The organism is Enterobacter sp. 148H3 (genome assembly GCF_034107425.1).
GTDB classification, from domain to species: Bacteria; Pseudomonadota; Gammaproteobacteria; order Enterobacterales; family Enterobacteriaceae; genus Enterobacter; species Enterobacter vonholyi.
The window spans coordinates 173,309-190,491 of record NZ_JAWNEI010000009.1; the positions used below are offsets into that span (position 1 = coordinate 173,309).

18 protein-coding genes are annotated in these 17,183 nt (G+C 52.9%); 8 read left to right on the forward strand and 10 right to left on the reverse strand.

Features of this window, described 5'->3' with window-relative positions; genetic code table 11:
• Nucleotide 1: 1 nt before the first annotated feature.
• Complete coding sequence (gene flhD, locus USH94_RS14890) at nucleotides 2–352, reverse strand: flagellar transcriptional regulator FlhD (RefSeq protein WP_008500415.1); 351 nt, start codon at nucleotides 350–352, stop codon at nucleotides 2–4.
• Nucleotides 353–1,147: 795 nt separating this feature from the next.
• Here flhD and uspC point away from each other — a divergent pair.
• Nucleotides 1,148–1,573: a universal stress protein UspC gene (gene uspC, locus USH94_RS14895; protein ID WP_111964838.1), complete on the forward strand. Its 426-nt coding sequence runs from the start codon at nucleotides 1,148–1,150 to the stop codon at nucleotides 1,571–1,573.
• A 19-nt stretch (nucleotides 1,574–1,592) separates the two neighbouring features.
• On the opposite strand, the gene otsA is transcribed toward uspC, so the two are convergent.
• The 5 genes from otsA to araF form a co-directional block, all read right to left on the reverse strand.
• Nucleotides 1,593–3,017 carry an alpha,alpha-trehalose-phosphate synthase gene (gene otsA, locus USH94_RS14900; protein ID WP_111964839.1) on the reverse strand — a complete coding sequence of 475 codons (1,425 nt, stop codon included), beginning with the start codon at nucleotides 3,015–3,017 and terminating at the stop codon, nucleotides 1,593–1,595.
• Nucleotides 2,992–3,795 (reverse strand): trehalose-phosphatase, encoded by an 804-nt coding sequence (gene otsB, locus USH94_RS14905; RefSeq protein WP_111964840.1) that lies wholly within the window; start codon nucleotides 3,793–3,795, stop codon nucleotides 2,992–2,994. Before otsB ends, otsA begins: the two co-directional genes overlap by 26 nt.
• Before the next feature lie 176 nt (nucleotides 3,796–3,971).
• Complete coding sequence (araH, locus tag USH94_RS14910; protein ID WP_023312268.1) at nucleotides 3,972–4,958, reverse strand: L-arabinose ABC transporter permease AraH; 987 nt, start codon at nucleotides 4,956–4,958, stop codon at nucleotides 3,972–3,974.
• A gap of 14 nt (nucleotides 4,959–4,972) precedes the next feature.
• Complete coding sequence (gene araG, locus USH94_RS14915) at nucleotides 4,973–6,487, reverse strand: L-arabinose ABC transporter ATP-binding protein AraG (protein ID WP_111964841.1); 1,515 nt, start codon at nucleotides 6,485–6,487, stop codon at nucleotides 4,973–4,975.
• 71 nt (nucleotides 6,488–6,558) lie between these two features.
• Complete coding sequence (gene araF / locus USH94_RS14920; protein WP_003859687.1) at nucleotides 6,559–7,548, reverse strand: arabinose ABC transporter substrate-binding protein AraF; 990 nt, start codon at nucleotides 7,546–7,548, stop codon at nucleotides 6,559–6,561.
• A gap of 788 nt (nucleotides 7,549–8,336) precedes the next feature.
• Between araF and USH94_RS14925 the strand changes: the two genes are divergently transcribed.
• Together USH94_RS14925 and USH94_RS14930 are read left to right on the forward strand one after the other, a co-directional pair.
• Entirely contained in the window at nucleotides 8,337–8,840 is a 504-nt protein-coding gene (locus USH94_RS14925; protein WP_111964842.1) for a non-heme ferritin-like protein, read from the forward strand.
• Nucleotides 8,841–8,997: 157 nt separating this feature from the next.
• A complete protein-coding gene (locus tag USH94_RS14930) occupies nucleotides 8,998–10,341 on the forward strand; it encodes an anaerobic C4-dicarboxylate transporter (RefSeq protein ID WP_111964843.1) in 1,344 nt (447 codons plus the stop codon).
• A gap of 42 nt (nucleotides 10,342–10,383) precedes the next feature.
• Here USH94_RS14930 and USH94_RS14935 read toward each other — a convergent pair whose 3' ends face one another.
• Together USH94_RS14935 and azuC are read right to left on the reverse strand one after the other, a co-directional pair.
• Complete coding sequence (locus USH94_RS14935; RefSeq protein ID WP_008500405.1) at nucleotides 10,384–10,635, reverse strand: DUF2766 family protein; 252 nt, start codon at nucleotides 10,633–10,635, stop codon at nucleotides 10,384–10,386.
• A gap of 109 nt (nucleotides 10,636–10,744) precedes the next feature.
• A complete protein-coding gene (azuC, locus tag USH94_RS14940; RefSeq protein ID WP_014884364.1) occupies nucleotides 10,745–10,828 on the reverse strand; it encodes a stress response protein AzuC in 84 nt (27 codons plus the stop codon).
• A 234-nt stretch (nucleotides 10,829–11,062) separates the two neighbouring features.
• Here azuC and yecR point away from each other — a divergent pair, with 234 nt between their 5' ends.
• Together yecR and ftnA are read left to right on the forward strand one after the other, a co-directional pair.
• Complete coding sequence (gene yecR / locus USH94_RS14945; protein ID WP_111964844.1) at nucleotides 11,063–11,401, forward strand: YecR family lipoprotein; 339 nt, start codon at nucleotides 11,063–11,065, stop codon at nucleotides 11,399–11,401.
• A gap of 204 nt (nucleotides 11,402–11,605) precedes the next feature.
• Nucleotides 11,606–12,103, forward strand: coding sequence for a non-heme ferritin (ftnA, locus tag USH94_RS14950; RefSeq protein ID WP_111964846.1), 498 nt, complete (start codon nucleotides 11,606–11,608; stop codon nucleotides 12,101–12,103).
• A gap of 36 nt (nucleotides 12,104–12,139) precedes the next feature.
• Here the strand turns inward: ftnA and USH94_RS14955 are convergent, their stop codons facing one another.
• Nucleotides 12,140–12,481, reverse strand: coding sequence for a hypothetical protein (locus tag USH94_RS14955; RefSeq protein WP_111964847.1), 342 nt, complete (start codon nucleotides 12,479–12,481; stop codon nucleotides 12,140–12,142).
• Between the two features lie 229 nt (nucleotides 12,482–12,710).
• On the opposite strand from USH94_RS14955, the gene tyrP reads away from it, so the two are divergent.
• Nucleotides 12,711–13,922 carry a tyrosine transporter TyrP gene (gene tyrP / locus USH94_RS14960; RefSeq protein WP_111964848.1) on the forward strand — a complete coding sequence of 404 codons (1,212 nt, stop codon included), beginning with the start codon at nucleotides 12,711–12,713 and terminating at the stop codon, nucleotides 13,920–13,922.
• A gap of 31 nt (nucleotides 13,923–13,953) precedes the next feature.
• Here the strand turns inward: tyrP and USH94_RS14965 are convergent, their stop codons facing one another.
• The gene (locus tag USH94_RS14965; protein ID WP_111964849.1) at nucleotides 13,954–14,622 is read right to left on the reverse strand and encodes a YecA family protein; all 669 of its coding nucleotides are present in this window, start codon (nucleotides 14,620–14,622) and stop codon (nucleotides 13,954–13,956) included.
• A gap of 425 nt (nucleotides 14,623–15,047) precedes the next feature.
• Here USH94_RS14965 and USH94_RS14970 point away from each other — a divergent pair, with 425 nt between their 5' ends.
• A complete protein-coding gene (locus tag USH94_RS14970; RefSeq protein WP_023312277.1) occupies nucleotides 15,048–16,169 on the forward strand; it encodes a branched-chain amino acid ABC transporter substrate-binding protein in 1,122 nt (373 codons plus the stop codon).
• A gap of 99 nt (nucleotides 16,170–16,268) precedes the next feature.
• Nucleotides 16,269–17,183, forward strand: a complete 915-nt coding sequence (locus USH94_RS14975; protein WP_111964850.1) for an ABC transporter permease subunit — start codon at nucleotides 16,269–16,271, stop codon at nucleotides 17,181–17,183.

The window sequence follows — 17,183 nt, forward strand, 5'->3', positions numbered from 1 at the left end:
GCTAGGCCCTTTTCTTACGGGCTACGTCATCAGGCTGGCTGATTTCGTTAAGCAAGCGAGTGGAGAGAAGAATACCGGTATGGATCTGTTGAAGATCGTCCACACGGGACTCCTGCGTCAGACGCGTTATTGTCTGTGAATCATCGAAACGGAACTGGCAAACCAGTTGATTCGTTTCAGCCAGTTTAACCATCTGCGGGAGGGTTAAGCCGCCCAGCATGGTTGCCATTTCTTCGTTAATACCCAGACGAAACATCGCGGACGCCTTGTCCTGACTAATCAAACGCTGCGCGAGCAGTAAATACGACAAATTGATGTCATAGATATGTTTTAGCAACTCGGATGTATGCATTGTTCCCATCCCGAATAACCAACTATTATTTTTATGCGGAAAGACCGCACCCCGTGATGTCGCCGGGAAATCACCCGGTATAAAAAAGAAAAGGCTAAATGCATAGTTGAATTTAGGTTTGTATTCACTGAAACCGTAAGAGAGAAACCGCGAATGCGTCTCTTACATGATTTATCATTTCTTACAAATAACTAAGATTTTTCCTAATTCGACGCAAACTCTACTCGTCAGTTTTGCCACATACAATCCAGCTACCCTCAAATTTAAAAAAAATGTGATCTGCATCACACAATTTAAGTGAATATGACCCATAAATCCATCAGTATGACTTGTAATTTGTTCAATATTTCGCCAATCAGTACTGTTTTGTATTCTTAATTGACGAATACTCATGCAGACGGGTGATCCAAACTGGCATACAGCGTGCTTTTCCTGCCTTAAGCGACACGCTGAAACATTTACAACAACCCCCCTCTTCGTTAAACATTTTTCTTACCGTGAAAAAACATATAGTTATGCAGGAAGTACAAAAAAGATGTTTCAGGACGTGATCATTCGAAATGAGTTTGTAACGCATCAAAACGATTTAACAGTGAAAGCGCGAATTTGTGTGATTTACGTTAAGTTGTTAATTTTTTTCATTTAGACGCATTTTTCAGTTATTCTTCTTATAAGAATAATTAATGAATAATTATGATAAGCTTCACACTAATGTCGTATTCAGCTCTTGCAGAAGTGAAGATTTCGCGGTAAAGGTGGTTAAACGCTGTCTTTCAGACATCTAAGGAGTGCGCCATGAGTTACTCCCATCTTCTTGTTTCCGTAGCAGTTTCCCCCGAAAGTCATCAACTCGTCGCCAGAGCAGTTTCCATTGCCAGGCCCCACAATGCCCGCATCAGCCTTATCACACTGGCCGCAGAGCCTGAGATGTATAATCAGCTGGCCGCCCCCATGCTGGAGGATATTCGTGAGGTTCTGCAGGAAGAAACGCAGCAATTTCTGCGTGAATTAGTGGAAAAGGCACAATATCCGGTTTATGAGACAATTATTGCGACCGGGGAGCTTAACGCCCATATTCTCGACATGTGTCGCAAACAAAATATTGATTTAGTGATTTGCGGGAATCATAACCACAGCTTTTTTTCGCGCGCAGCCTGCGCGGCGAAATCTATTGTCGCATCAAGCCAGGTCGATGTGCTGTTAGTGCCGCTTGGGGGGTAATTAACCCCCCAGCGGAAAATCAGGCAAGTTTAGGGAAGGTCGCGATCTTTTTTTGCAGATCGCCTTCATGGCTTTGCGGAGCGATATCCCGGAGATCCTGAATAAAACGCGCCTGCCAGTGGTTAATGTCGTTCTTCCGGATCGTCTCCATCATGTCGGCATGGCGGGAAATACGTTCCGTGAGCGGCATTGTCAGGGCACGATTCAGCGCGTTAGCCACGTCATCCCTGTCGTAAGGGTTAACAATAAGCGCAGACGTGAGCTCATTTGCAGCCCCGGCAAACTGGGAAAGCACCAGAACCCCCGGGTCGGCAGGATCCTGGGCCGCCACATACTCTTTCGCCACCAGGTTCATCCCGTCGCGCAGCGGCGTGACCAGCCCAACGTCCGCATAGCGGAAAACCTTCATCAGGATCTTACGATCAAAATGCTGATTCAGGTAAAAGAGCGGCGTCCAGCCCAGCTGCCCGTAGCGGCCATTAATGCGCCCTGCTTCTGTTTCCAGCTGGTGGCGAATATCCTGATAGGCCTGAACCTCACCGCGCGACGTCGGCGCGATCTGGGTATAGCGGATTTTACCGTGGTGCTGCGGATATTTATCCAGCAGCGTTTCATACGCCAGGAAGCGTTCCGGCAGCCCTTTGGAATAATCAAGGCGCTCAACCGAGAAGATATTTTTCACGTGCTTAAGTTCATTCTTAAGCTGCGCAAGCTTCGGCGGCAGCGGACCTGAGGCCTGCTCCGCGATCTCGTCTGGTTCAATTCCTATTGGATACACCTCGGTGTGGAAGGTTTTCCCCCAGGCCGTGTGAGTTTTTCCGCCTTTTGTCACCAGACGGGCTTTCCCTGACACGGAGTCAAGGAATGCCAGGCGGTCATTTTCCGTCTGGAAGCCAAGCAAATCGTAGTCACACAGCGCCTCCAGCAGCTCTTCATGCGGTGGCAGCGCGGTAAAAATTTCCGGCGTCGGAAAAGGAATGTGCAGGAAGAAGCCAATCCGGTTATTCACCCCCCTCTTTCGCAGCTCTCTCGCGAAGGGTAGCAGGTGATAATCGTGGATCCATAAAATATCGTCTTCTTCTATTAATGGCAGCAGTTTATCCGCCAGCAGCGCATTCACGCGCGCGTAGCCTTCGAAGGATTCACGCTGAAATTTGACCAGGTCAAGACGATAGTGAAACGCAGGCCACAGGACGGCATTCGAGAACTGCGAGTAATACTCGTCATAGTCTTTCTCTTTTAATGCAAATGAAGCCCACGTAATGTTTCCGCGCGTCACCTTTTTAAGCGGCTTCTCTTCTTCACTGATTTCCCCACTCCAGCCAAACCACAGCCCGCCAGCGGCTTTCAAGGCACCTAACACCCCTACCGCCAGGCCACCCGCACTGGCTTTTTTGTCATCAGGCGGTGCGATTCGGTTAGAGACGACGACTAAGCGACCCATAATGGTTTCCCCCTTTGCTTTGCGCTATTTGTTGTTGTTGCTGGTTAGCGATGTCAGATATCCACTGCCAGACGCTGGCGACATCCGCCAGTCGCCATTCGGCAACGGTGTCACCAGGCCCCACCTTGACGGCGATACCTCCGGCCTGATTCACCACGCGAAACCCGGCCTCATCGGTCAGGTCATCCCCTAAGAAAACAGGCGTCCGGCCCTTAAATGGTGCCTCCGCCATAAATGCGGCGATGGCTGCACCTTTATTAATCCCCCTCGGTTTTAACTCGACTACGCATTTGCCCGGCTGCAGCGCCAGCTGTGGATGCGCATCCGCAACCGTATGAGCAAGCGCGAGCACGGCATCTTCGTGCTGCGGCGCCTGACGATAATGCAGGGCAAAGGCCATGCCTTTGGCTTCCAGCTCGGTGCCGGGCAGTACGGCCAGCGCTGCAGAGAGCTGCTTATGCAGCGTTTGCGTGAGTGCGTCGGGGAGTGAAACGATATGCGTGTGATCATGGATGTCGCGGCGCTCCGCTCCGTGTACACCGGCCAGCGGAAAGTGGTAAGGACTGGCGAGCATATCCAGCTCGGCCATTGAGCGCCCTGATATCAATGCCAGTGCTCCCTCGTTCATGAGCGAGAGCTGATGCAAATCCTGTAACACCGCCTCCGGAATAGACACCTGATCGGGGTGCGGTTTTATCCCGGCGAGCGTGCCGTCGAGATCAAAAAAGAAAGCATAATGTCCGGGCAGTACAGGCGGTGCGGTTAACATGTCAGCCACCCTTTTCCTCCTTACGGTTTACGAGAGGTAAACGCCTTTACCTCTTTCATAGCCATGTAAGTATAGACAGTGTGACGTGGCTCGCCATTTGACAACCGCCCCGCCAGTTTTACTGGCGGGGCGGTTCAGGGGTCAACTATGGTTATAAGTTGAGCAATAAAAGACGGAAAAAAGGGTTACACGGTACGCTTCGCTTTTTGCTTGTAACGGTCGAAAATCACCGCTGCCAGCAGGATCAGGCCACGTACCACGTACTGAGAGAACGGCGAAATATTCAGCAGGTTCATGGCGTTCTCCACCGTGCCTAAAATCAGGATACCGGCCACAACATATGAGATTTTTCCGATGCCTCCCTTGAGGGACACGCCCCCTAAAACGCAGGCCGAAATGACGATCAGCTCATAACCGATAGAGGTCATCGGCTGGCCGCTGGTCATACGCGAAGCCAGAATAATCCCCGCGGCGGCAGAAACCAGCCCTGAGAGCACAAAGATAATAATCTTGGTTCGCACCACCGGTACCCCTGCCAGGCGTGCCGCCTCTTCATTACCGCCGATCGCCAGCGTGTTACGGCCAAAGGTGGTTCGGTTGAGCAGGAAGCCGAACAGGATCAGGCAGGCCACGGTCAGCCAGATAGGCGCGGGCAGACCCAGCCAGTTGGCGTAACCCAGGGTAAAGAAGCGCTCGTCTTCAATCCCCACGGCTTTACCGTCGGAGATGATATAGGCCAGCCCGCGGACAATTTGCATTGTCGCAAGCGTGGTTATCAGGGCGTTAATCTTCAGGCGAGCGATAACAAAACCGTTCACCAGACCGCTGATGACGCCGAGCAGCAGTCCGGCCAGGACGCCAATCCACAGGCTCTCCGTCATGTTGATTACCACGGCCGTCGTGACGCCCGCACAGGCAATCACCGACGCCACCGACAGGTCAAAATCGCCGGAGGCCAGACAGAACAGCATACCGCAGGCCACCATCCCGGACATGGAAATAGCCAGCCCCAGCCCCTTCATATTAATGAAGGTGGCAAAATTAGGGACGAAAATAGCACAGGCGAGGAACAGCGCGGCAAAGACGACCAGCATGCCGTACTGATCCCAGATACGCCCAAAACTCAGCGCCGATTTCGATTTCGGCGCCCCGGATGTAGTAACAGAGGACATCATTAACTCCTTACTCAGGCGACAGCCTGGCTGACTTTAGGCATGGCGAGGTTCAACGCCTGTTGTTCATTCGCCTGTTCATGAAGTAATTCACCGGCAATTTCGCCTTCACGCATCACCACAATGCGGTCGGCCACGCCAAGCACCTCCGGCAGATCGCTGGAGGCGAAGAGCACCGCCACGCCGCGCTTTGCCAGTTCATAGATCACGTTATAGATCTCGTGTTTTGCCCCCACATCGATACCGCGCGTCGGCTCGTCCAGCAAAATCACCTTCATATCCTCTGACAGCCAGCGGCCTAAAATGGCTTTCTGCTGATTTCCGCCGGAAAGATTCATGATCAGCTGTTCCGGACCCGGCGTTTTGATATTCAGCGAGCGAATATGGTGGTCGGCGTTGCTCGACTCCCAGCTATCGTTTATCAGGCAGCCTGCGCGAATAAACTTGCGGCGAGCGGAAATATTGATGTTGTCGCGTACCGAATGCACCGGAATGATCCCCTCTGCTTTACGGTCTTCCGGGCAGAGCATCATGCCCGCCCCGATCGCGTGGGCCGGTTTCTGAATATCTACCCGTTCGCCGTCAATGGAGACCTGACCATCGGTAATACGGGTACCGCCGAACAGACCTTTCATCAATTCGCTGCGCCCGGCGCCCACCAGACCAAACAGGCCGACGATTTCGCCGCTGCGAACCGATAACGAAATCGGCGTTCTGACGCCCGGTGCTTTTACGCTATCCAGGCGCAGGCGTTCCGGACCGTACTGGCGCGGCTGCCAGTGATAGATGTCACCCAGCTCGCGTCCGACCATTGCCTGAACCAGCTGGTCATGGTTCACCTGCGCCATGTCGGTAAAGGTGCGCACATAGCGTCCATCTTTAAACACGGTGATGGCATCGCTCAGGGCAAAAATCTCTTCCATTCGGTGCGAAACGTACAGGATCGTACGGCCTTCCTGACGCAATTCGCGGATCACGCGGAACAGATTTTCGATTTCACGCTTAGAGAGCGAACTGGTGGGTTCATCAAAGGCAATAATTCTGGCGTTACGCGCCAGCGCCTTGGCAATTTCAACCATCTGCCACTGGCCGATGGAGAGATATTTCAGCGGCGTCTGGGGATCGACGTCCAGACCCAGGTGTTTAAGCTGCAGCCCCGCTTCATAATTAAGTAGCGAACGATTCACCACGCCGCCTTTATGCGGGAGCTGTCCTAGATAGATATTTTCCGCCACGGTCATCTCAGGGATGAGGTGCAGCTCCTGATAGATAATGGCAACCCCTGCATTGAGCGCCGCCGTGGTATCTGCAAACGCCAACTCTTCGCCGCGAATGGCCAGCGTGCCGGTAGTGGGCGCGTAGTTGCCGCTGAGGATCTTCAACAGCGTGGATTTACCCGCGCCGTTTTCCCCCATCAGGGCGTGAACCTGGCCGGCATAGCAGTCGAAGCTGATATCGGTCAGCGCGTTCACACCGGGGAAAGTTTTCCCGATGCCGCGAAAAGAGAGATACGGATCAGACTGTTGCATAACGTCTCCGTGATTCCTGTAGTGTGCACGTCTGGCCCCTCACGATGTATGAGGGGCGCAATCACAGCGTATTACTTACCGCCCAGTCCTTTTTTCGCCAGCTCCTCTTTGAAGTTGTCGCGGGTGATCAGCACCACGTCGGTCACTTCGGTAAATTTCGGCGGTTCGGCCCCTTTGGTGACCCAGTTGTAGAGCATCTCACTGGATTTGTAGCCGTGAACGTCCGGGCTTGGCAGCAGAGAACCGTAGAAACCGGTAGCCTGCGCTTTGGACAGCTCGCTGACGGCGTCAACGCCGTTGATGCCAATCCCGATCACGTCAGGCGCTTTGAAGCCCTGGCCTTCCGTCGCGCGTACCCCGCCCAGCACGGTGTTGTCGTTCATGCCGACCACCAGCCAGTGTTTGACCTCCGGATGCTGGACGAGCATAGAGTTCGCGGCGTCGAAAGCGCCTGGGATATCGTTGGATTTGGTTGGGACCTTATAGATCTGTTTTTCCGGGAAGCCGGCTGCTTTTAGCGCATCCATTGAACCGGTAGTACGACGACGTGCGGTGTCCAGCTCGTCAGCCGTGATAGCCATCACCGCGGTCTCTTTGACATCCCAGCCGCGCTTTTGCATCTCTTTATAGAGCTCCTGGCCCTGGCGTTCGCCAATTTTTGTCGCCGCCATCATGACCAGCGGGACGGTATCCATCGGCTTGCCTTTAGCGTTGACGAACTGATCGTCAACCGCGATGACCTTCATGTCGTAACCGCGCGCCTTCGCCGCAATCGCCGATCCCAGCTTTGGATCAGGGGTACAGATAACGAAACCTTTTGCACCGCTGGCCGCAAGGCTGTCGATGGCGTTCAGGGTTTTTTCGCCGTCAGGCACGGCGATTTTAATGACTTCAAAACCTAAATCTTTCCCGGCTTTATCTGCGAATTTCCACTCAGTCTGGAACCAGGGCTCTTCGGGCTGTTTTACCAAAAAACCGAGTTTTAAATTCTCAGCGATAGCGGATTGTGACATAACGGCAGCCAGACCGATGGCCGCCAGCGCTTTAGTAAATTTGTGCATGGTAAACTCCAGCTTTAGCATTCTTTTCTGTAGGGAATATGTGCGTGCTTCTAATTTAATCGGACTTAAAACAAGGCATTAGCGCTTACCTCGTCATAAGCGTTATTGCTGGTGATAGTTTTAGCGGGAAATTAATCATCCATAAGAGAGCCCCATCACACCGCAGAATTACAGTAATTGCGTACATAAATTCAGCGAAAAATGACATAAAAAAGGCAGGATTTGTCAGACAAATGGAAGGGGGTTAAGCAGAATTATCCATAAGATTAGCTAAGATATCCCTGATGCTCCTCAGCGGGCAAAACGGCGCCTGGCATTAAACGGGTTCACATGCTGTTTTATCAAGAATGTATAACGCACCAGGAAAAACGTTATTCCGCAGAATTTGATTTAGCGCAATTTTATTGGCACATCATATATTCGAAACGATTAAGCCGTATTTCTCTTTTTCACGGAGCATTATTCCAACTTAATATTTTCGAAAGAGTAACAGTGTGTCACCTCAGTAAAAAACCTTAATATTTAGACACTTAAAAAGCACTCACTTCATGGCGAGCTAATTGCTTTTCTGTACTATATTAAGCTTTGTAATGTATGGTAAACACAGCCTAATTAAGAGTTTTCTTAGACCACAGACAAGGGTATGCTTATTTATATCGAACACAGGAAGTGTATTTCGGTCGACTTCGGTCACGGCAGAATGTGTATTTCTGCTCTTTTCTTCATATTTGCCTGGCGCTCAGGTTAAGCAACGGACATCACGTCCCACAGTCAATAAGGATATGAGTATGGCTACCCAAACGATGATGCAAAAACTTAACGCGCAGATGAACCTTGAGTTCTACGCCTCGAATCTGCACCTTCACTTAAGTGCATGGTGTGCCGAGAATAGCCTCACGGGATCTGCCACATTCTTTCGCTCTCAGGCGCAAAGTAACGTCACTCATATGATGCGTGTCTTTAACTTCCTGAAAGCCGCAGGGGCAAATCCTGTCGTTAAAGCTCTTGATGGGATCAACGAGAACTACTCTTGCCTGGAAGAACTGTTTCAGAAAACGCTTGAAGAGTATGAACAACGCTGCAGCACCCTCAGCAAACTGGCCGATGAAGCCAAAGCGCAGCAGGACATTACGACGCTCAGATTCTTACGCGATATGGATAAAGAGCAGCAGCAGGATGGCCTTCTGCTGAAGACGCTGGCGGATGAGATCCATAATGCGCAGCAGGCGGGTTTATGTCCTGAGCAAACCGACCGTCATCTGCTCGACATCGTGGCGGTGCAGCACCACTGAGTTTTTTGGCCTGCTCCCATCCGGAGGAGCAGGCTCCCTTCCCCTCTCCAACCTTCTGCTTTTGCTGAAATTTAACAAATCAGATCTGGCTCCCAATGATTAACCACACAACGTGTGATGATTTATTTAGTTACATAATCATTGACGAGGGAGCATCATGATCACCATTGAGTTTGTTGTCATTCTCCTCTGCCTGCTGACGGGTACGCGTTTCGGCGGAATGGGGCTTGGGTTAATCAGCGGTATTGGTCTTTTTATTTTATGTTTTGTCTTTGGTCTGCAGCCGGGTAAACCGCCGGTTGACGTTATGCTGACCATCCTTGCGGTGATTGGCTGTGCCGCTACCCTGCAAACGGCGGGCGGTCTCAACGTCATGATGCAGTTTGCTGAACGTCTTCTGCGCAAACACCCGCAGCACATCACCCTGCTCGCCCCTTTCACCACCTGGATGCTAACCTTTCTGTGCGGCACCGGGCATGTGGTCTACACCATGTTCCCCATCATTGCGGATATCGCCCTGAAAAAAGGGATCCGCCCGGAGCGCCCTATGGCCGTGGCATCGGTCGCGTCGCAGATGGCGATCACGGCCTCCCCCGTTTCCGTTGCCGTCGTGTCGCTGGTCTCCATCCTGGCGGCCCAGCATGGGCTCGGCCACGCGTGGGGGATCCTGGAAATACTTGCCGTCTCGGTTCCCGCTTCACTTTTTGGCGTGGCCATAGCGGCCCTGTGGAGCTTACGCCGTGGGAAAGATCTGGCCGATGACATGGAGTTTCAGGAAAAGCTGAAAGATCCTAAGCAGCGCGAATTTATCTACGGCGGAACGGAGACGTTAATGAATCAACGTTTTCCTAAACAGGCCTACTGGTCCACGTGGATTTTCTTTGCCGGTATTGCCGTGGTCGTTCTGTTGGGTGCATTCCCTGAACTGCGCCCCGCCTTTGAAGTGAAAGGCAAAATGACGGCGCTGTCGATGAACCTTGTCATTCAGATGATGATGTTAATTGCGGGCGCGGTGATGCTGATGGCCTGCAAGGTCAATGCGTCGGCCATTTCCAACGGCGCGGTATTCAAAGCCGGTATGGTCGCGATCTTCTCTGTGTTCGGCGTGGCGTGGATGAGCGATACCTTTTTTCAGGCACATCTCGAGGAGTTAAAGCTGGCGCTGGAAGGCGTGGTGAAAAGCCACCCGTGGACGTATGCCATTGTACTGTTTCTGGTGTCGAAACTGGTGAACAGCCAGGCGGCGGCGCTGACGGCCGTTGCGCCTATGGGCCTCATGCTGGGCATCGACCCGAAAATGCTGATCGCCTTTTTCCCGGCATCATACGGCTATTTTGTGCTGCCAACCTATCCAAGTGATTTGGCCTGCATCGGTTTTGACCGGTCAGGCACGACCCGCATCGGGAAATTTATCATCAACCACAGCTTCATTTTGCCAGGGCTGATTGGCGTGAGCTGCGCGTGCGCGGCGAGCTACCTGCTGGTCCAGACGTTCTTCTGACAGCATCAAAGGGCGACACGTACCGTCGCCCATTTCCCTGCTTTAGTGGGATTCACCCTGCGGCGTGAATCGCAGTTCGATCAGCGCGATGGCTTTCTGGATCGCACGAAGCGTTACCGGATCTGCGGCAGCAGGATGGCTGGCGAAATCGATGTTTTTGAGCTGGGTAGACATCTTCTCGCGCACTTCGACCGGCGCAATCACGTCCAGAACATCAAGGATTTGTTTGATAACCAGCTGACAGGCGACAACGTCAGAGACAAGTTCCTGATCGGCGCTCAGGTTTTGTGACATGGGGGCTTTCTCCTTATTTAAAGGCCGCCATAGTACCAAAACACGCCCCCTGACATCTTCCCTTCAATGCCTGCAGGTATAAAAAAACCTGCCGAAGCAGGTTTTTTTATCAGAACATGGCGCCCGGCGGCACGTCTTTGAACGTGCGGCAGTAATTGGCCCACATGCTTTTCAGGATTTTGCGCAGTTTCACGATGAGGCTCCATTAACTTGTTATACAACTTTATTGTCAATGCGCCTATAATATGACCATTGTCACAAAAATCAATATTTTTGTGATTCACATCACAATTTTCTTAGCGTGTGGCCTGACAGCGTTCATCCCGGACCCGTTGCAAAGAGTGAGGGCAGATTGTCCGGCTATTCCAGGCATTGCAGCGGGCATCTGCGGGTACGATAACATATTTCCATCCACTCAGAGCGAACCATGAAAAGAGTCATTGTAGCCGGCACACTCCTGCTGCTCGCGGGGTGCAGTATTAACCGCCAGGCTGAAGTCAGCAGCCTCGACGCGCCGAACGGCATCGTCCGCCTCGATTACGGCCAGGCAGCGCTGCAAAATGCGTATTCCGATGAGTATGTGAACAACGGCACGGCGGCAAAAGCGTGTCAGAGCATGGGGTATGCCACCGCCTCAGCCTATGGTCAGCCCATTAAAACCTGTACCCTGACAAGCGGTTCTCTGTGCCTGAACGAGAGCGTGACTATCCAGTACAAATGTATGGGTTACGCCGTTAATCCTAAGTCAAATAATCCGTGGTATTAATCGAAGCTGCCAGCGTGTGCTGGCAGTTTATTTCATTACGAACAAAAATAATTCTCATTAATACATTATAAAAATCGCCAATGCGTTTTATTCCCATTCGTATTTTGAATAAATAAAATAATAATTTTACGTTTTGCAAATAATTAAATAACAAATTATAGTGTCGCTCATTGTGGACCAGAAATAATAATCCGGAGCGTCAACATGCTGAAAACTGAAATGATCGACAAGCTCAACGCACAAATGAATCTTGAGCTTTTTTCATCCCTGCTCTACCAGCAGATGAGCGCCTGGTGCAGCTACCACAGCTTCGAAGGTGCGGCCGCGTTTCTGCGTCGTCACGCTCAGGAAGAGATGACCCACATGCAGCGTCTGTTTGATTATCTGACAGATACGGGCAGCCTGCCGCGCATTGACACCGTGGCCTCACCGTTTGCTGAGTATAATTCTCTCGATGAACTGTTCCGCGCCACCTACGAGCACGAGCAGCTGATCACCCAGAAAATTAACGAACTGGTTCATGCTGCGATGACCAGCCAGGATTATCCAACCTTTAATTTCCTGCAGTGGTACGTCGCTGAACAACACGAAGAAGAGAAGCTGTTTAAATCCGTGCTGGATAAATTATCTCTGGTGGGGAAATCTGGCGAAGGTCTTTACTTTATTGATAAAGAACTTTCCACTCTCGATACTCAGAATTAATATCAGCGCGGTGTCGGTTTCCGGCACCGCGTTAATTTACATACACCCCGCACAGCTGGTGCAGCGCCAGTCGTGGGGATTCACGGCCTGGTAAAAATAGCGGTAGCTGGCCGTCTCGAGCGGAATACCCACCTCGAAGAACATATCCGTTAACCAGTCGACATTCTCGATTATCCACTCATCTTCCTGTAAGCCTTGCGCAAAGGTTTCATCTTCAGGATCGATAACCGAATAGATCCCCCAGGTGCCCATATCCTTTTCGCAACGGGACTCGGGAAGATTCAGGGGCTGGTTCTGCCAGCTGATTATCCAGTGGCCATGGCACAACAGGTTACCTCCCCGACTCCACGCCGCGGTAAAAGGATTCTCACCTGCCATAAAACCCTCACTTAATTTGATAATTTATACTTATTGTTTACGTTACGCCGGAATGTCGCGCAGCAACATTGCCCTTATGAAGTAGGCAGAAACCTATAAAGGATCAGATGGTCATTATTTCGTAAACCATTCATTACACTACTTGTAACGGTGATTTGACGAATTACGGCTTTTCCCTTACTCTGCGCCGCAGATTTTGTCGCGGTTAAGCATCGTTGTAGAGGAAAGCGTGAAAAACAGAACCCTGGGAAGTATTTTTATCGTCGCCGGAACGACGATTGGCGCAGGAATGCTGGCAATGCCACTGGCAGCCGCGGGCGTGGGATTTGGCATGACCCTGCTGCTACTGGGAACGCTCTGGGCGCTGATGTGTTACACCGCCCTGCTGCTGCTTGAGGTTTACCAGCACGTGCCAGCCGACACCGGGCTGGGTTCGCTTGCGGCGCGCTATCTGGGACGCTACGGCCAGTGGATAACCGGCTTTAGCATGATGTTCCTGATGTACGCCCTGACCGCCGCTTACATTAGCGGCGCCGGGGAATTGATCGCCTCCAGCGTCAACGACTGGTTTGGCTCTGACATTACCCCTGCAACGGGCGCCATCTTCTTTGCACTCATCGGCGGCGGCGTGGTCTGTGTGGGAACGTCGCTGGTCGATCTGTTTAACCGCTTTCTGTTCAGCGCCAAAATTCTCTTCCTGATTATCATGCTGGTGCTGCTGGCCCCGCACGTGCACAAGGTCAACCTGCTGACGCTGCCGCTGGAAAAAGGTCTGGCGCTCTCCGCTATCCCGGTCATTTTCACCTCGTTTGGCTTCCACGGCAGCGTGCCGAGCATCGTCAGCTATATGAACGGCGATATCCGCAAGCTGCGCCGCGTTTTTGTTATCGGCAGCGCGATCCCGCTGATCGCCTATATTTTCTGGCAGCTGGTGACGCTGGGCAGCATTGACTCTTCAACCTTTATTGGGCTGATGGCGCAACACGCTGGCCTGAACGGTTTTCTGCTGGCCCTGCGCGAGGTCGTCACCTCCCCGCACGTTGAGCTGGCGGTACACCTGTTTGCCGACCTGGCGCTGGCAACCTCGTTCCTGGGCGTGGCGCTCGGCCTGTTTGATTACCTGGCCGACCTGTTCCAGCGTCGTAATACCGCCGCGGGACGGTTACAGACGGGCGCAATCACCTTCCTACCACCGCTGGCGTTCGCGCTGTTTTACCCGCGCGGGTTTGTGATGGCGCTGGGGTACGCAGGGGTAGCGCTCTCGATCCTTGCCCTCCTCCTCCCCTCCCTGCTGGCATGGAAAAGCCGTCAGCAGCACTCTCAGCAGGGGTACCGCGTGGCGGGGGGAAAACCGCTGCTGTGCGTTGTGTTTGGCTGCGGGGTGGTGATTATTCTGGTGCAGGTGTTGATTGCAGCAGGGATGCTGCCGGAAGTGGGTTGAATAAAAGGGGCTGTCATCAGCCCCTTTTTTATCAGTGCAAACAGCAGCTCTTAAACTTCTTCCCGCTGCCGCAAGGACACGGATCGTTACGCCCGACTTTCGTACCGTTCACAATCGGCTTCTTCGCTTCCGGCTGCTGCGGGTTGTTTACCCAGTAATTATACAGGCGCAGCGCCGCAGGCTGGATGCTCTCGATGCTGGCGATATATTCCTCTTCGGACAGTTCATCCAGCTTTTCGCTGTTCTCTTCCGTCCCGTGCAGCGCAATCACATCAAGATCGGCCTTCAGGGCTTCCGGCAAGGCTGACCAGTCCGTCAGAGCCACACCGCGCATGTAGCCATAGCACCACTCTTCCACCACGGTATAACTCTCACCGTCCACGTCGTTATAGCCAAACATCGGTTCGAACTGATCCGGGTATTCGCTCAGACGTTCGGCAATATCGTTCATGTGCTTAAAGCAGAGATCGATAAAACGGTTCATCTCACGATCGTTTTTCCAGCGCGGAATGTACTTCTCGCCCCCCCACACCGCCACCAGCCAGGCATCTGGCTCAACGACAACAGGACCGGAAAGCACTGCGGTAAGCATGCCGTCCAGTTCGGACACGTCAATCACGGACGCGTCATCATGACCGTAAGACATTAACGTCTCTTCAAGCCACGCCATTTCGCTTTCATTCAATGGGCCTTCAGTCATCGCTGATACTCCTGCAAAAAAGGAAACGATCCTAACACATATCTCACCCCTCTCCGGGCTGAAGTTTAGGTCTTTATTGCTGCAAAAACGTGCAAACCGTGACCTTTGCACAACTTATGGGCTTTATTGTTAACGATATGTGATCTCCGCTGTAATTTCTTCTCCTCCCTTAAGGCGGCATAACGAGGCGCTCTATACTCAAACATGTCACATGCCCGTCAATGGGTTAACCATTCTGGCAACGTTTTTGCTTAACGTTCTTCGCGCGTCTCTGCGCAGGGAAATCTCGCCGTAATATGCAGGATGCCGTCTGTATCTTGTTCGTTTAGTGCATTTTGTTCTTGCTCGTGTTTCGGATTGGCTGCGCCGTCGGGCGTTCGGGTTTACGCCGTGGTGCAAAAACCTCTTTGCTAAGGAACATAATAATGTCGCTGAAATTTATCAGAACTCCTCTTTCTCTTGTGTTGGCCGGTTGCCTGGTGACGGCGTTTTCCGCCCGGGCAGATATTGTGATTGGCGTGGCCGGGCCGTTCACGGGCCCGAATGCCACCTATGGCGATCAGTACTGGCACGGCGCAACGCAGGCCGCTGAAGACATTAATGCCGCAGGCGGCATTAACGGCGAGAAGATCAAACTGGTTCAGGGGGATGATGCCTGTGAGCCTAAGCAGGCCGTCGCCGTTGCCAACCGTTTAGTTGACCAGGATAAAGTCAACGCCGTGGTCGGCCATTTCTGCTCCTCTTCCACCATGCCCGCCTCCGAGGTGTATAGCGACGCGGGCATTATTGCGATTACTCCCGGCTCCACTAACCCGCTGATTACCGAACGCGGCATGAGCGACATGTTCCGCATGTGCGGCCGCGACGATCAGCAGGGCCAGGTTGCCAGCGACTTCATCATCGACAAGCTGAAAGCCAAGCGTGTGGTGATTATTCACGACAAAGACACCTATGGTCAGGGTCTGGCTGACGCCACCAAAGCGGCGCTGGCGAAACGCGGGGTTCAGGATGTGATGTACGAAGGGTTATCCCGCGGTGAAAAAGACTTTAACGCGCTGGTGACGAAGATCGGCGCGCAAAAACCGGACGTCGTATTCTTCGGTGGCTGTCACCCGGAAGCCGGTCCGCTGGTTCGCCAGATGCGTGAACAGGGCGTGCAGGCCAAATTCTTCTCCGGTGACTGTATCGTCAACGAGGAGATGGTGACCGCGGCGGGCGGCCCGCAGTACACCAACGGCATTTACATGACCTTCGGTAAAGACCCGCGCCTGATCCCGGACGGTAAAGCGGTAATCGAGAAATTCCGCGCCGGTAAATTCGAGCCGGAAGGTTACACCCTTTACTCCTATGCCTCCGTACAGGCCATTGCCGCGGCCTTCAAGGCCACCGGCGGCAAGGACTCTGCCAAAGCCAGCGAGTGGCTAAAGGCCAATTCCGTCGACACGGTGATGGGCAAAAAAGCCTGGGACAGCAAAGGCGACCTGAAGGTCTCTGACTACGTGGTTTACCAGTGGGACGACAAAGGAAAATATAAGGAAGTGCAGTAACGGGACGGAGTCACGCTCAACGTCGGCGGGCCTGCCCGTCGGCGCGTAATAAACATCAGGCTGCGCGTCTCGCGCGGCCTATAAAACGAGCGCGCTAAGATGAGTACATTCTTCCTGCAACAGTTAATCAATGGCTTAACGCTGGGTTCCGTCTACGGCCTGATCGCCATCGGCTATACCATGGTGTACGGCATTATCGGCATGATTAATTTCGCCCACGGCGAAGTGTATATGATTTCCGCCTATCTCTGCGCCATTGGCCTGGCGCTGCTCTCGTTCTTCGGACTGCAGTCCTTCCCGCTGCTGATCCTCGGGACGCTGGTGTTCACGATTGTGGTCACCGGGGTGTACGGCTGGACCATCGAGCGTATCGCCTACAAGCCGCTGCGTAACTCCACGCGCCTGGCGCCGCTGATCTCCGCCATCGGGATGTCGCTTATCCTGCAAAACTACGCGCAGCTGAGCCAGGGCCCGCGCCAGCAAGGGGTGCCGACCATGCTGGACGGCGTGATTCGCCTGCATCTGGGCGACGGGTTCGTGCAGATAACCTACACCAAAGTGTTTATTCTGGTGGCCTCGTTTGCCGGCATGCTGGTGCTCACCTGGATAATCAATCGTACCCGGCTGGGGCGAATGTGCCGCGCGGTCCAGCAGGATCGTAAGATGGCCTCCATTCTGGGGATTAACACCGACCGGATTATTTCGCTTGTCTTTGTTATCGGCGCGGCGATGGCGGGCCTGGCGGGGGTGCTGATCACCATGAACTACGGCACCTTTGATTTCTACGTCGGGTTCGTGATCGGTATAAAAGCCTTTACGGCGGCGGTACTCGGCGGCATCGGCTCCCTCCCTGGCGCCATGCTCGGTGGCCTTATCCTGGGCGTGGCGGAAGCCCAGTTTTCGGGCATGGTGAACTCGGACTATAAAGACGTCTTCTCGTTCGGCCTGCTGGTCATGATCCTTATTTTCCGTCCCCAGGGACTGCTCGGGCGCCCGGTTGTGGCCAAGGTGTGA

Excerpts from the sequence above, each read along its gene's own strand:
- USH94_RS14965 (WP_111964849.1), bottom strand. The coding sequence starts at position 14,622 with ATGACTGAAGGCCCATTGAATGAAAGCGAAATGGCGTGGCTTGAAGAG.
- ftnA (WP_111964846.1), top strand. The coding sequence starts at position 11,606 with ATGCTGAAAACTGAAATGATCGACAAGCTCAACGCACAAATGAATCTT.
- araG (WP_111964841.1), bottom strand. The coding sequence starts at position 6,487 with ATGCAACAGTCTGATCCGTATCTCTCTTTTCGCGGCATCGGGAAAACT.
- araH (WP_023312268.1), bottom strand. The coding sequence starts at position 4,958 with ATGTCCTCTGTTACTACATCCGGGGCGCCGAAATCGAAATCGGCGCTG.
- yecR (WP_111964844.1), top strand. The coding sequence starts at position 11,063 with ATGAAAAGAGTCATTGTAGCCGGCACACTCCTGCTGCTCGCGGGGTGC.
- USH94_RS14930 (WP_111964843.1), top strand. The coding sequence starts at position 8,998 with ATGATCACCATTGAGTTTGTTGTCATTCTCCTCTGCCTGCTGACGGGT.
- USH94_RS14935 (WP_008500405.1), bottom strand. The coding sequence starts at position 10,635 with ATGTCACAAAACCTGAGCGCCGATCAGGAACTTGTCTCTGACGTTGTC.
- otsA (WP_111964839.1), bottom strand. The coding sequence starts at position 3,017 with ATGGGTCGCTTAGTCGTCGTCTCTAACCGAATCGCACCGCCTGATGAC.
- USH94_RS14955 (WP_111964847.1), bottom strand. The coding sequence starts at position 12,481 with ATGGCAGGTGAGAATCCTTTTACCGCGGCGTGGAGTCGGGGAGGTAAC.
- flhD (WP_008500415.1), bottom strand. The coding sequence starts at position 352 with ATGCATACATCCGAGTTGCTAAAACATATCTATGACATCAATTTGTCG.
- USH94_RS14975 (WP_111964850.1), top strand. The coding sequence starts at position 16,269 with ATGAGTACATTCTTCCTGCAACAGTTAATCAATGGCTTAACGCTGGGT.
- USH94_RS14970 (WP_023312277.1), top strand. The coding sequence starts at position 15,048 with ATGTCGCTGAAATTTATCAGAACTCCTCTTTCTCTTGTGTTGGCCGGT.
- USH94_RS14925 (WP_111964842.1), top strand. The coding sequence starts at position 8,337 with ATGGCTACCCAAACGATGATGCAAAAACTTAACGCGCAGATGAACCTT.
- araF (WP_003859687.1), bottom strand. The coding sequence starts at position 7,548 with ATGCACAAATTTACTAAAGCGCTGGCGGCCATCGGTCTGGCTGCCGTT.
- uspC (WP_111964838.1), top strand. The coding sequence starts at position 1,148 with ATGAGTTACTCCCATCTTCTTGTTTCCGTAGCAGTTTCCCCCGAAAGT.